Source organism: Flavobacterium algicola, assembly GCF_022399565.1.
GTDB lineage: Bacteria > Bacteroidota > Bacteroidia > Flavobacteriales > Flavobacteriaceae > Flavobacterium > Flavobacterium algicola.
Genome location: NZ_JAJTUT010000002.1, coordinates 330,706 through 345,788, shown reverse-complemented (window position 1 = coordinate 345,788; position 15,083 = coordinate 330,706). Strand labels below are relative to the sequence as shown.

At 31.8% G+C, this 15,083-nt stretch carries 12 protein-coding genes; 7 read left to right on the top strand and 5 right to left on the bottom strand.

The window, feature by feature from the left end; all coding sequences use genetic code 11:
* Window positions 1–104: 104 nt before the first annotated feature.
* From LXH21_RS08205 to LXH21_RS08195, 3 genes are all read right to left on the bottom strand, one after another.
* Entirely contained in the window at window positions 105–347 is a 243-nt protein-coding gene (locus LXH21_RS08205; protein WP_239864529.1) for a hypothetical protein, read from the bottom strand.
* Between the two features lie 147 nt (window positions 348–494).
* Complete coding sequence (locus tag LXH21_RS08200; RefSeq protein ID WP_239864520.1) at window positions 495–2,948, bottom strand: response regulator; 2,454 nt, start codon at window positions 2,946–2,948, stop codon at window positions 495–497.
* A 164-nt stretch (window positions 2,949–3,112) separates the two neighbouring features.
* The gene (locus LXH21_RS08195) at window positions 3,113–4,396 is read right to left on the bottom strand and encodes a DEAD/DEAH box helicase (protein WP_239864518.1); all 1,284 of its coding nucleotides are present in this window, start codon (window positions 4,394–4,396) and stop codon (window positions 3,113–3,115) included.
* Between the two features lie 562 nt (window positions 4,397–4,958).
* On the opposite strand from LXH21_RS08195, the gene LXH21_RS08190 reads away from it, so the two are divergent.
* The 3 genes from LXH21_RS08190 to LXH21_RS08180 all read left to right on the top strand — a co-directional run bounded on the left by LXH21_RS08190 (window position 4,959) and on the right by LXH21_RS08180 (window position 9,222).
* Complete coding sequence (locus LXH21_RS08190; protein WP_239864509.1) at window positions 4,959–7,445, top strand: toxin-antitoxin system YwqK family antitoxin; 2,487 nt, start codon at window positions 4,959–4,961, stop codon at window positions 7,443–7,445.
* A 119-nt stretch (window positions 7,446–7,564) separates the two neighbouring features.
* Complete coding sequence (locus LXH21_RS08185; RefSeq protein ID WP_239864507.1) at window positions 7,565–8,587, top strand: adenosine deaminase; 1,023 nt, start codon at window positions 7,565–7,567, stop codon at window positions 8,585–8,587.
* A 203-nt stretch (window positions 8,588–8,790) separates the two neighbouring features.
* Window positions 8,791–9,222, top strand: a complete 432-nt coding sequence (locus LXH21_RS08180; protein WP_239864505.1) for an META domain-containing protein — start codon at window positions 8,791–8,793, stop codon at window positions 9,220–9,222.
* 4 nt (window positions 9,223–9,226) lie between these two features.
* On the opposite strand, the gene LXH21_RS08175 is transcribed toward LXH21_RS08180, so the two are convergent.
* Window positions 9,227–10,063 (bottom strand): alpha/beta hydrolase, encoded by an 837-nt coding sequence (locus tag LXH21_RS08175; RefSeq protein WP_239864503.1) that lies wholly within the window; start codon window positions 10,061–10,063, stop codon window positions 9,227–9,229.
* Between the two features lie 269 nt (window positions 10,064–10,332).
* Between LXH21_RS08175 and LXH21_RS08170 the strand changes: the two genes are divergently transcribed.
* Both LXH21_RS08170 and LXH21_RS08165 read left to right on the top strand, forming a co-directional pair.
* Window positions 10,333–10,530, top strand: a complete 198-nt coding sequence (locus LXH21_RS08170) for a hypothetical protein (RefSeq protein WP_239864501.1) — start codon at window positions 10,333–10,335, stop codon at window positions 10,528–10,530.
* 463 nt (window positions 10,531–10,993) lie between these two features.
* Window positions 10,994–11,452 (top strand): DUF1569 domain-containing protein, encoded by a 459-nt coding sequence (locus LXH21_RS08165; protein ID WP_239864499.1) that lies wholly within the window; start codon window positions 10,994–10,996, stop codon window positions 11,450–11,452.
* An 80-nt stretch (window positions 11,453–11,532) separates the two neighbouring features.
* Here LXH21_RS08165 and LXH21_RS08160 read toward each other — a convergent pair whose 3' ends face one another.
* Window positions 11,533–12,378, bottom strand: coding sequence for an alpha/beta hydrolase family protein (locus tag LXH21_RS08160; RefSeq protein WP_239864497.1), 846 nt, complete (start codon window positions 12,376–12,378; stop codon window positions 11,533–11,535).
* A 193-nt stretch (window positions 12,379–12,571) separates the two neighbouring features.
* On the opposite strand from LXH21_RS08160, the gene LXH21_RS08155 reads away from it, so the two are divergent.
* Entirely contained in the window at window positions 12,572–13,003 is a 432-nt protein-coding gene (locus tag LXH21_RS08155) for a hypothetical protein (RefSeq protein ID WP_239864495.1), read from the top strand.
* Window positions 13,004–13,084: 81 nt separating this feature from the next.
* A complete protein-coding gene (locus LXH21_RS08150) occupies window positions 13,085–14,875 on the top strand; it encodes an AMP-dependent synthetase/ligase (protein ID WP_239864494.1) in 1,791 nt (596 codons plus the stop codon).
* Window positions 14,876–15,083: the final 208 nt, after the last annotated feature.

Sequence of the window (15,083 nt, the reverse complement as noted above, 5' to 3'; positions counted from 1 at the left end):
AATAGTAGTATTTACTAACTATTCATTCGTTTCTAGAATTATATCTGATATGTTTACTGAATGATTTACATTTATCAGCATTTACAAAACGAAACTTATAATTTCTAGAAATAAAAATGGTCATGTAAAGATCCTATGGTAAGGTTTGACTTTGCTGATTTCGGAATTATATATGGATTTGGTAAATCGGGATGTCTTCCATCACGCACAGCGAAACCATCTTCTGCAATCTCGGCATTTGTTTGTCTGCGCGAACGATGAGCTGGAAAATAATCTACATGAGTTGATTGAACCGATTTGTTTTCTACTGTATTTTGCTTGTCGTTTTTGTTATCTATATTATTCATGATCTGTGTTTTAAAATTGATAAGTCAAAATTATAAATAAGTTGAACTTTAAATTTATAGGATTTTATTTCAATTTTATATAATCTACATTATGATTATTTCATAGAACGTGCAATCATGTACATATGAGGCATTACAACGGCTTTGTTAAACTTTAAAATATCTATGGATAATTTGTCTTAACTCCTCTAGTTTAATTGGTTTTGTAATGTATTCATTAGCGCCTGCTTCTACTGCCTTTTCTTTATCTCCTTGCAAAGCATAAGCAGACTGAGCAATTATTTTTACATCTTTATTATTCTTTCTTATTTCAGTCATGGCTTCGTAACCATTCATCTCAGGCATTTGAACATCCATTAGAATTAAATCAATATCCGAATTTTTTCGGCATGCTTCTACTGCTTCCAAACCAGTTTTAGCCAGAATTATTTCTTTCGAAAATTCTTTTATTACCCTTAAGATTAAAAGTTGTGATATGGAATCATCTTCGGCTACCAAAATTTTAATTTTTGGAATCAAACTCTCAGAAACTGGAGGCTGAACTACTATCGAAATTATTTTGTCTCTCCCCTTTATGTTTGTAAAAGGCAGCGTGAAAAAGAATGTGCTACCTCTACACTCTTCTGACTCTAACCATAAGTCACCCCCTAGCATTTCTACATAAGCTTTCGAAATCGACAATCCCAAGCCTGCGCCTTGATACGCCATTTTGTTGGCTATATCTGCTTGAATAAAACGTTCAAAAATGGCAGCTTGTCTGTTTTTTGGAACTCCGATACCTGTATCTTTTACATAAAATTCTAAAAACTCTCCTCTTAGCACATAACCAAATTCTATAGTACCACGCTGAGTATGGTTGATAGCATTTTTCACCAAATTGGTAAGAACGGCAAAAACTTTCTCGCGATCTGTAGTTATAAAGGCATGATCATAACTTAGGGCTTTCTTGCAGGATAAATGAATGTCTTTCTTTTCAGCCTCAGGAGTAAAAAAGGTATAGATATATTCCAATTGCTCATTGACGTTGGACTCTTGAGTATAAACCTCCATCTGTCCTGATTCTATTTTTGAAATGTTGATGATGTCGTTAATGATATTCAGCATCCTTACACCACTTTTCTCTATAATATTGACATACTTTTGCTGTTTCTTCTCCTTTATATTGGGTTCTTTCAGTAACTCGGCAAAACCTAAAATACCATTCATTGGCGTTCTAATCTCGTGACTCATATTGGCCAAAAAAGCTGACTTCAACCGATCGGATTCTTCTGCTTTTTCTTTCGCAATTTTAAGATCAATTTCAAGTTGTTTTCTCTCACTGATATCATATTCGATTCCGTCCCAACATAGCATTCCATTAATCATTCTCGGCTTGGCGATGGAGTATGCCCATCTTATGCTTCCGTCCGGATTAATGACACGTACCTCTACTTGATAATTAGACATTGATTCAATAGCTCTCAATTCTGCATCCTTCATTAATTTGATGTCATCGGGATGAATTCTACTGTAAATTAAGTTAGGGTTTTTAAGTACTTCAGCGGCAGTGCAACCGTACAACTTGACTACCCCATCACTAACATAGTTGAACATCCGTTGTTCTTCATCTACTGTCACCATCTGATAAATCATACCGTTAACGATATTGTCCGCAATTAACTTGTATTGGTTTTCACTTTCTCCGGCTAATTCTTTCGCTGCCAATAACTCTTTAGTTTTAGACTTCACAATATTTCGGAGTAAAATGACAAAGGTTAAGGATATACCTAGTACTATCAAAATACCAACAATCAACCAGTTAATATAATTGGGGATTTCGATCTTATTTTGTTTTTCGAGCCAGTGAAATAGAGATTCATAAAAAAGAGAATCCGAATCGTTTTTTAGAGAAGTAATATTTTTATCGAATAAAGCATTTAATTCATCATGCTTCCCTTTTGTAAAAGCAAAATGAAGTCCCAGGGGTTTAATGATTATACCTGTAGGCTTTAAGCTTTTGTCGTATAATTTCGAAAAAGTAAAAAATCGATCAGCAATAATTACATCAAGCGAACCATTATCAATCGCATTTACTGCATTTTTATAAGAACTATAGCTTATTAACTGATAACTAATATTAAATTCTTTAGGTACATATTCATTCATATACTTTTCTTCGATAGAACCCTTTAAAACACCGATTTTGAGATTACTAAGTTCTGTCACGGAATGTAAATCAAGTTCTTTTTTTGAAAAGACTTCTGACCAAGAGCTCAACACTGGTAATTTGCTTAAAGTAAAAAGAGAATCTCTCTCTGGAGAGTAAACCATATCAGGTAAAAGATCAATTTTACCTACTTTCAAATTTTTAATGTGATTGTCCCAAGTATCAAATACATATTCAAACTTCAAGTTTTCTCTATCTTCTATTTCCTTAATTATATCAATAAAGAAGCCATCTGGTTGTCCATCTTTATTTAGAAAAATTTTAGGGGGATTTTCATAAACTCCTATTTTGATTGTTTGAGTTTTAACATGAGTTTGAGATTTAAGCTTTTGAGAAACTCCAGATCCAATTAATACAAAAAGCAGAAGATAATAAAAGTATTTATATTTTTTCATGAAGTGGTATTCAGCAGTTTAACATTCACGAAAATATAAATTCTTTCCTAATTATTATGTAAATCGGTAAGATATCTAATTAAAATAACAGAATAGAGTTTTAAAAACAAAAGCAGCCTAGAAGGCTGCTTTTTGTTTTTATTAACTATAAGTAATCAAATTTTCTAGTTACGTCTATCTGTAGCGCGTCTAGGTGCTCTCGATTTATTATCGTTATTAGAATTTCTGTTTGCATTACCAGATGGTCTAGTTGTATTTCTAGCTGTTCTATTTTGACTACCTCTACCCACTTTTACTGGTTCTGTAGATTCATTAGGGTCTGGTTCAAAACCTTTAACCATCTCTACAGGAAGTTTAAGTTCAATCAATTTTTCGATATCTCTCAAAAAAGTCATTTCATCAGAACTTACTAGTGATAACGCCTCACCACTCGCTCCTGCTCTACCAGTTCTACCGATGCGGTGCACATAATCTTCAGGAATATTTGGAATCTCGTAATTGATAACATGTGGCAATAACGGAATATCTAATCCACGAGCTGCTATATCTGTCGCTACTAATACACGTAAGCTCCCATCTTTAAATCCCGACAAAGCTTTTGTTCGGGCACCTTGACTTTTATTTCCATGTATCGCGGCACCTGTAATTCCAGCTTTAGCTAATTTTTCACAAAGATTATTGGCTCCATGTTTAGTTCTTGTAAAAACTAATACTTGCTTCCAATTTCCTTCAGAAATTAATTTGATCATTAAATCTGCTTTCAAATCTTTAGCTACGCGATATACCTTTTGCTCAATTGCATCGACTGTTGTATTCTCTGGAGTTGCTTCAACCTGAATTGGGTTTTGTAAAATTCCAACGGCTAATTTCTTTATATCTTTCGAAAATGTTGCAGAGAACATCAAATTTTGACGTTTTGTAGGCATCATTTTAATGACACGCTCAATATCACGCAAAAATCCCATATCCAACATACGATCAGCTTCATCTAGAACAAAAATTTCTACACGTTTAAGTGATAGTAGTCCTTGCTTTTCCAAATCCAATAGACGACCTGGAGTAGCTACCAAAATATCAACACCTTGGCGTATTGTCGCTGCTTGGGGTTTTTGATTCACTCCACCAAATATAACGGCAGAACGTATATCCAAAAACTCACTATATTCTTGTACATTGGCGTAAACCTGCGCAGCAAGTTCGCGTGTTGGTGTCAAAATAAGTGCGCGTATTGGTCTGAATTTCTCTTTTGGATTTTCTGAAAGCAAATGTAGCAGTGGTAATGTAAAACCTGCCGTTTTTCCTGTACCTGTTTGAGCTGATGCTAGTACATCTTTACCTTGTAATACAGGTGGAATAGCTTTTTGCTGAATTGGCGATGGAGTTGTGTATCCTTTTTTGCTAATTGCTTTTAGCAAGGCTGCAGATAAACCTAATGATTGAAATGACATATAAAGTGTTTATGAAGTAAACCCTAAGTAATTAGGCCACTCCTTATAATAGTCTGCAAAGGTACAGTTAATTTTAAGACTTGTTTTTAAATACTTGATATTGCTTCATAAAATGCTTAATATTATTTTAAAAACACCCTATTAAACCCATTAATTGATTTATTAAACTCCAAAAGACCCTCGTATTTACTAAAAAATTAGGTATTGATAGAAGTGAAAAATTTACTAAAAGAATAAATACAATAAAACTCTTGTAAACTATTTAATCGCTTGATTAATATTTTCGACATAAATATATTTCTGCAAGTCTGTTATTTGTACAATTACTTTTCTTTTAATATTAATGCCTTTTAAATTATTTGTAAATTTGTTCCTTCAATTACAAAGGTTAATCTTTAATATTTATATTGCTTGGAAACCGTTGTTCATTGTAAAAAACTGAGATAACAAAAAAAAATATGAAATAGTAATTTGACAATTGAGAATCAGTCTCAATATTTCTCATTAAACTAATATTTCGATTTTGTAAACTTCTACTATTTTAAATAATAAAAATCCATCCATGAAATTTCGTTTAATTCTAAAAATAATTTTCATACTTCCTTTTTACTTTTCGATTACAAATACATTTTCGCAAGAGAAAACCATTCTGTATTTTGATTCTAACTGGAAGGAAACTACAAAAGAAAATCATGCTTACTACAGAGTTCTACCCCTTAAAGAAATCGGTGAACTGGTTTTGATCGAAGATTTTTATAAAAATGGCAACAGACAGATGCAAGGTTATGCACTGAAAGATCAACAAGACACGTCTATTGGAGATATCTATTGGTATGATGAAAATGGGTTCGATACCAATTTTGCGCAGTATTATAATACTTCTAGCGTACCTGAACTCACCTATTATTATCCTGATGGAAAAATATGGAAAAAAATTCTATACAAAAATGAAGTTAAACATGGCACTACGACTGTCTATACAAAAGATGGGGAAGTTTTAATGACAGGTATTTATAATAATAGAAAACCAATATCGGGAGATTTTGTTCAGATCGAAAATGCCGATGATTACTATGGAAACTCTCGTTTGAAAGAAGAAACGGAAAAATTACGAACAAAGGCAGTTATAATTGACGATTATGATGCTCCCAAAGTAAAAACTACAAATCCTCCTATATCGCTAAGAGTTAAATCGTACTGGCATGACGGTAAACATTTAGCACAAGTTAAAGAATATAGTGCTAAAAAGTACGATCCGACTGATTATGAACTACAATCTCAAAAAAATTATAACTCCAACAATCAGCTATTGCAGCAGATAAAGGGTGACAATATTCTATATGGTTATAAAATTGATAACGGTATCGTTTATGATTACTATACACAAAATAGTTTTGCTATGGGTATCAAATCAGAGACGCCCTTTGTAAAAAATGTTATTCATGGGGAGGTAATTTCTTATTACTCCAATGGCAAAATAGGTAGATTAGCAAACTATAAAGAAGGATCGCTTGATGGAGAAACTATCGAATTTGACAAAAAAGGAGCCGTGATAAATAAGTTAATTTATAAGAAAGGAGATCCGTTTGAAGGTGCATTTAAAATTGATTTTAACGCAGACATTTCTATTTATGCAAATTATGAAGCAGGCATTCAAGTTGACGAAATTGTTGCAAAATCTAAAACAGGTACCATTATAGCTAAAGGTTTTTATAAAGGGGGAAAACCGTTTGAAGGTTCTTTTGTTATCGAAAATGAGGTAGATAATCAGAACGAAATCATTCAAGTAGCTAATTTCAAAAGGACAGGCAAGCAAATTGTCTTCTACCACGATTACCAAAAACCTTCAGAAACTTACACTATGCAAAATGGTGTCAAAAATGGAGAAACTATATTTTATGATGATGATCAAACAATTGTATCGAAAATTAATTATAAAGATGGTAAACCATACGATGGAGTCTTAACAGGCGATAAGGAGGTGCTTACTTATAAAAATGGCATGTTATCTGAGCAAGTAATAGTTAATTCTTATAGAACAGATGATCAAAAGATAATTCGTCAGTTTGAAAACAAAGTACCAACTAAGGTACTATACAGTAACCAATTTGTCATTACAGATCATCCTCAGAAAGAATACAGTGGTACCTACAAAGATGGAAAACCATTTGATGGCTATTTTAGAGAACAGGAAAGTGAATTTAAAGCCGTCGACTATTACAAAAATGGAGTATTAGTAAATCAGTTTTCAAATGATTATTTGAAAAACATGGATAATTATAGATTTCAAACTTATGACTTAAAATCAACTTTCAAAGATGGAAAAGTATTTGATGGAATGGAGTATCAAAAAAGAGACAAAGAGTTTATCTCTTTGAAATGGCAAGATGGTGTTTTGCAGGCAATTGATTATGATGTGTTTGCAATGCATTATTTTAATCGAATACACTGTGAGCTTTTAAAAGATGTTATTGAAATTACAGAACATGCTAGTAAAGCAAAAATCATTATTGAAAAAAAGAATAGTATAATAAATAAATCTGTAGTTTACAATGACAAAACTTTAATTTCTACCACACTTTCCCGTGGGTATGTGAACGATCCGTTACCAAAAAATGGAAATAGAAATTATTACATAGAAGACAATGCGATCAAAGTTGAAGATGCTGTCTTCGGAAGTAATTCAAATGATGATGAAAGAAATTTAAATATTATTTACAGTATATTTTCCAATTTGGACTTTGACGCAGATACAATCAACGAATATTTCAATGCTATTGCCAATATGATACTCACTAAAGATGGAGAAAACAGCTACTCCTTTCTTGAATACAATAATAAATCAGAAAATAATAATATTATTGCCGCAGTAAGAACTAATGAAAATTCTCAACCTATCATGGGAGTTCAACTCTTGTCAGGTAGTAATAGTAGCTATGATTTACAACTTTTTGACGATAGTAAGTCTGTAAAAACGGTTAAAAATGTACTATTGATCAACATTGAAAAAGAGATCAGTAAACTATACAAACTATTAAAAACCGAGTGAACGATTAAATAATTTCAAGCAAACATCACTATAATGCAATTATCATCTCATAATGAAGTTTAGTTACTTGAATTATTTTAACTTTACAATAGTACCTATAAAAAATACAAACAGAAGATATGACACCATTAGAATTACAAGAAATCATACAAGGCATCCCAAAAACTGAATTGCATTTACATATTGAAGGAAGTTTTGAGCCAGAGCTAATGTTCGAAATAGCAAATCGAAACAATATCAAATTAGATTTTGACTCCGTAGCATCACTTAAAAAAGCCTATAAATTCAATAACCTTCAAGAGTTTTTAGATATTTATTACTTAGGCGCACAAGTATTGTTATATGAGCAAGATTTCTTTGATTTAACTTGGGCCTATTTAACCAAAGTTCATAGTCAAAATGTTGTGCATGTAGAAATCTTCTTTGATCCACAGACTCATACCGAAAGAGGTATTGATTTTGAAGTCGTAATTAGTGGAATTTACAAAGCATTAGAGAAAGGTCGAAAAGAACTGAATATAACCTATAAACTGATCATGTCGTACTTACGACATCTTAGCGAGGATTCCGCTTTTAAAACTTTGGAAGCTGCTATGCCTTTTAAAGATTGGATTGATGGTGTAGGACTCGATTCTTCAGAATTAGGAAATCCTCCGAGTAAATTTGCAAATGTATTTGCTGCTTCTGCAAAAGAAGGTTTTAAATTGGTTGCACATGCAGGGGAAGAAGGACCAGCAGATTATATATGGGAAGCACTTGATATTCTAAAAATTGAAAGAATCGATCATGGAAATCGCTGTTTGGATGACGAAGCTTTGGTTAAGCGATTGATCGAAAATAAAATTGCTTTGACTTTGTGTCCACTAAGTAATTTAGAACTCAAAGTAATTAAGAAGATGGAGGACCATCCCGTAGCCAAAATGCTTGACAAGGGTATTTTAGCAACTATTAATTCTGATGACCCAGCTTATTTTGGAGGTTATATGAATGAGAATTATTTTGAAACTGCTAAAGCTTTAAAATTGGATAAAAACCAATTAATGCAGTTGGCCATTAATGGTTTTGAAGCAAGCTGGATGAGTCAAGATGATAAAGTTAAACATATAATAGCTGTAAAAGATTATTTCAATACTGTCAATTAAAAATCTCATTAATTAGAAAACGCAACTCAATTCATCACTTAAAATGATAATTGACTTGCGTTTTCTAGTTATTATAAAATTAAGGAAGAGATTAATTTGCGTTAAATCTTACCACTTTTATTGTTATTTTGTGACTAATAAAATAACTTTGTTGAACAGATATAAATTGATTTTCAATAATTAACATATAAATATTTACTACCATGAAATTTAAATCCATAATCATAACTTCTATATTCAGTTTAATACTATTTGCTTGTGCTAGTACAAAAAATGACACAAACGATAAATTATATACTACTACCAATTGGGAATTAGAATATATATCCGGACCTAGAATTGCATTTAGCGGTCTTTATCCCAATAAGAAACCTGTAATAACTTTTAATAAAGAATCAATGACCGTAACCGGCAATAATAGTTGCAATGGCTATTCGGCAGGATTTTCTACATCTGGAAGCAGTATTTCATTTGGTGAAGCAGGACCTACAACAATGATGTTTTGCGGAGAAGGTGAAAAAGTGTTCATGAATATGATTCAAAAAATAGATAAGTACAAAATCGATCAAGATGGTAAATTAAATCTAATGGTTGGAGATGTACCTATGATGCGTTTTAAAGATGCAAACAAATAATATATTATTTACTATTTGTTTCTATAAAATTAATGACTTCATCAAATCGATCACTATAAGGCCAAAAATACTGTGTGGCCATGGGAACATGCTTCTTGTTTAGATAAATAGGTTTAACTTTTGGCTGATAGGTATGTAATACTTTTAAAAAAGCAATATTACTCTCCTTAATAGAAGGATATGTCTTCTCCCCTACGTACATTAGTATGGGCGGAGTATTTTTATTTATGAAATTAATAGGAGAAGCATCTTTCCAGTTTTCTGGTTTATTTGTCCAAGTGGCCAGATAATCATGATCTGTTGTAGGTGGGTTTTGTTTCAAATAACTTTCCATATCCAATCCCGCCGCATCGTTCAAAATAATTCCTGATATACTCTTAGAATCAATACCATATTTTGGATTCATGACAGCTAATGCTGCTAGGTGACCACCCGCTGAGTGACCTGTAATAAATATTTGATCTGGGTTACCGTTGTACTCTTTAGAATGTTTTTTCACCCATTTAATTACAGCCGCTATTTCTTTGGTCATTTGATCGTAATTGGCTGTTGGGCTTAATGTATAATCTGGAATTACTGTTACAATACCTTTACTTGCAAAATTGCGTCCCATCAAATCATAAGTACCTTTTCGACCACTGTTCCAATATCCTCCATGAACAAAAATTAAAATAGGAGCGGCAACATTCTTACTTCTCGGCGTGAAAATATTAAGCTTTGGCTCTTCTGCCTTCGTAACTACAAGAGAAGTAAGATAAGATTCGTCTTTTATCTTTTTGGAACTGCAACCTACAATTGAAATTGTAAAAATTAAAACTATACAACTTATTAAATAACGCATGATCTTTTTTTTTACAAAGTTATAAAATTATGAAGCTAGAAAATAAGTACAGAAACTGTGCGGAAATTTGTGAAGCGTAAAATAGAAGCTGCTAAATCAAAACAACTAAACACAATTAATTGATTTACAAGTAAATAAACATAAATTATTTATACTTATTTATTCAACTATAATCTTATAAATTGAAATTACACAACTTTAAAGACAAATCTTATAAGTTCGTCATGCATGCTTTGGGTAACTTTATCATAACTTAAAAACATAAAGATATGAACTCACAAAATCAAAATCCGAACAATCAAAATCACAAAGGATCAGACAACAGAAGTGATATGAGAAAGCACGAATACAAAGACTTTGAAGAAGTATTGAAAAATGATGAGAATTATGATGAAGATACACAGAAATTCAAAGGAGAAAAGCCTGACTGGGATGATAAATTAAACAACGAAGAAAAAAATAAATAATTTTTCAAAAACGTTTTACTTGTAACAAGTAAAACGTTTTTTTTTTACCAAATTTACATCAACTTGTCGATTGTTTCACAGAAACAGTGAATCAACTAGTAATCTCAAAGTTAATAGTGACTGTATAGTTTTCGAAAATAAATACATCTTAAAGTTAATATTTTTCAATCAAGGAAGAGATGATAATCGTTCCAAAGTTTACATCCAAGATATGATGAAAATAATTTTCTAATCATTTTTAAATTCATCTTCCAAACTAATAATAAAATTATTTAATCTTCTTAAATACACCTTACCAAATTTATACGTCCTGTGTAATAATTTAATTTAAAATATCTATTCTTTTTTATCGTATTTTCGTAAAATCAGAAATATTGATCTTTGAATATTTCAATTTGCAAAGGTTATATTATTTAAAATTTGATTTTTTTTGCATAAGTATTAATAAGCAAAACAGAAGGCAATGGCGCTACCAAACATTTTTGAAAGAAAGAATTCCGAAATTTTAATAAGTCGTATTGAATCGTTAAACTCCAACACTGTACCAAAATGGGGTAAGATGGACGTAGCGCAGATGCTAGCTCATTGTAATGTTATGTATGAAATGGTATTCGAAAAGCTGCATCCTGAACCGAATTTTTTTATGAAATTTGTTTTAAAAACGTTTGTAAAAAAAATCGTTACGAGTGAAGCGCCCTATAAACACAACTCACAAACTGCACCAATATTTATTATTAAGAGCTCTAAAAATTTCGAATCAGAAAAGAAACGCTTAATAAACTACATTCAAAAAGTGCAAGAATTAGGAGAACTTCATTTTGATAATAAGGCGTCCCACTCTTTCGGAAACTTGACAATTATCGAATGGAATAATATGTTCTACAAACATTTAGACCATCATCTAAATCAATTTGGCACATAGGATATAAAGAGTAAAGCGTTACTTTTTGTCTACCAAAAGAAAGTATTTAAAATTATATTTTTCATTAAATGGTGTAGGTTTTAATCAATAAAAAAATGTTTGGTAACTTGCACAAGCTCATCTGTATCCTTTGGCAAACTATCTTCTGTGAATGGATGAGAACCGCCAAACACATGATTTGCACCCTCAATAATATGAAGGGTTCCTCCCGTAAAATGTTTTTTCAGTAATTTAGCCTCTTCCATTTTAACGGCTACGTCACTTGTACCTTGAACTATCAATAACGGAATATCCAGCTTCTTACCTGCGTGTACAAGACTGTATTTATCTTTATTAATTTCCATATCCTCCAACACACTTAAACTAAGTGGCATCAGCTGTTTCGTCCTTGCATTTTTGATATATTGAATACCATCTGTTCTCCATTTTGTAATAAATTCTGAATTCCATGAACGGTAAAAATCAAAAGGACTGGCCCAAGTACACACTTTTTGTATGTTGGTTTTATATTGAGTGCAATATAAAAGAGAAGAAACACCCCCCTTACTATGACCTATAATAAACATTTTGTCGGTGTTGAGTAGTGTAGAAATAGAAGGTATATCACCCATTAAAAATTCCTCCACACTAGCAATATCCTCCATTTCTTTGCTTAAAGTATTAGAAGCAAATTTATCAAGTTCAGTGAATTCAGTAGACTCTTCTAACCCCATCCCATTATAAGAAAAATTAAATTTTACAAAAGCAAAGCCGTTATCTGCAAAATAGTTCGCTATCATTTGCCAGCTACCCCAGTCTTTAAACCCCTTAAATCCATGACAAAATATTATTGTTCCATTATTGTTCTGAGTATCTGAATAAGTAATATCCAATGCAAATTCCTTATTGGACGCTCCCTCTAAAATGAATTTTTGATTTGATAACATATATATTTAAATGTCTGATTAGTTTTAAATCTAAATTACGATAATTTTAAAGAATCAGCATTTTTTAATGTGCCAAACTTTAAAGTATTAGTTAGTGTAATTAAAATTAATTTTTTAGAACAAAATAAAAAATTGATATTTTATAATTATAACATTTTTTGGCTAGATTTGTTATAAATACATTCGTTTCAATATGCAAAAACAGTACTTCTTTTTTCTCCTTTTATTTATCATCTCGAAAACGGTCAGTTCACAAAATAATACTACTTTAATCAAAATACAAGATAAAGAAGTATACCTAACAACCACGATTGGTAGAACGATTACAGGTACTTATTTATTTGATGGAATTTCTGAACCAATAGTACAATTAAACAGCAATGGAACAGGTGTTTACCAGCTAACAGATTTATCACAGAATACTATCAAGTGGGGCATTGAATCCAATGAAAAAGGATATCCTGCTTTTACGAAAGGCTTTGATAGTGCAAAATATACCTTATGGTACAAAAAAGATAATGACACTGAAGAAAACTGGACATCTGTTCAACTCTCTATTCATTTCAATAAAAAGAAAATTTTTATAGCCGGAGAAAGAAGCAAAGATTATGTTGACGAAATTTAAATACATTATTTCTAAATAGTATTATATTATTTTCCGAAAATCACTTTTTTTTCTCTATTTTGCAGTATAATATTTAACCATATGACAACCGTAACCAGACTTTTCGACTTTCCTTACTATCAGCAAGATCAGTTCACATCCATTCCAGATGCTTTGGTAAGCAAGCAAGACGGTACTTGGATAAAAACATCAACTCAAGAATATATAGCTCAAGCCAATGCCATTTCTAGGGGCTTGTTGCGCTTGGGAATTCAAAAAGATGATAAAATCGCTGTAATATCCACTAGCAATAGAACAGAGTGGAATATCGTTGATATCGGTATCCTACAAACTGGAGCTCAAAATGTACCCATCTACCCTACAATTTCCGAGGAAGATTATGAATATATTTTAAATCATTGTGAGGCGACATATTGTATTATTTCTGATGAAGGCTTATTCAATAAACTGAAACAAATACGTAAAAATGTTCCGCTATTAAAAGAAATATATTCCTTTGATACCATTTCAGACTGTAAAAATTGGAAAGAAATTCTACAGTTAGGAGAAGATGCATCTAATCAAGAGGAAGTAGAACTGCGCAAACAAGCCGTAACTACAGACCAATTGGCCACAATTATTTACACATCTGGAACTACAGGAAGACCAAAGGGCGTTATGCTATCGCATAGAAACATCGTTTCTAATGTCTTAGATAGTGCACCGAGAATTCCATTTGAAGAAGGTAAAAGTCGCGCTCTAAGCTTTTTACCTATCTGTCATATTTTTGAAAGAATGATTTTGTATTTATACCAATACTATGGTGTATCAATTTATTTTGGAGAGTCAATTGAGAAGATAAGCGATAATATTAAAGAAGTGCAGCCAACGGTTATTACAGCAGTACCAAGACTTTTAGAAAAAGTTTACGATAAAATTTATGCTAAGGGTAATGAGCTAACTGGTGTCAAAAGAAAATTATTTTTCTGGGCAAATGATTTAGGCTTACGTTATGAACCTTATGGTAAAAACGGATGGTGGTATGAACTACAATTAAAAGTTGCTCAAAAACTTATTTTCAGTAAATGGAAAGAAGGATTGGGAGGTAAATTAGAACTTATGGTCTCTGGTAGTGCTGCTTTACAACCAAGGCTCTCTCGCATTTTTGCTGCTGCTCAAATTCCAGTAATGGAAGGTTACGGCTTATCTGAAACTTCTCCCGTAATCGCAGTAAACGATATGAGAGAAAGAGGATTTAAAGTAGGAACCGTAGGTAAACCTATTCGCAATGTCGAAGTAAAAATTGCTCCCGATGGTGAGATTCTTTGCAAAGGTCCAAATGTAATGTTAGGTTATTTTAAAGATGATACTAAAACTGCTGAGGTGATCGAAAATGGATACTTTCACACAGGAGATATTGGTGAAATTGATGCAGAAGGTTTCTTAAAGATTACCGATCGTAAAAAAGAAATGTTCAAAACTTCTGGCGGAAAATATATTGCTCCTCAAATTATTGAAAACGCAATGAAACAATCCCGCTTTATTGATCAAATAATGGTAGTTGGTGACGGACAAAAAATGCCAGCTGCTTTCATTCAACCAAATTTTGAATTTGTTAGAGAATGGGCCGCAATACATAAAATTGATATTGGATCGAGCAATGAAGATTTGATAAGCAATCAAAAAGTGAATGAACGCATCAAAGCAGAAATTGATGAAGTTAATAGCAAATTTGGGAACTGGGAGCAAGTAAAAAGATTTGAACTAACTCCAGAAGTTTGGTCTGCAGACAGCGGGCACCTCACTCCTACTATGAAATTAAAGCGAAAAATTGTTATGGAAAAATATAAAAATTTATTTGATAAAATATACAATCAAGCAACAGTCAAATAATTTGAAGTTCGTTTAAGTTGTTTAAAACTCATGATTTTCAATTAAACTATTATTAGTCAAATTATTGATTTTCAGAGTAGGATTGAAAATTCAGGAACTGCGAAGAATAAAGAAGATAAATGTATCAGTAACTATTAAGTTAGTTTTGATACATTTTTTTTTGAATGTGATAAACTACAAAGGTGATTATATAATGTGTAACTTCTAA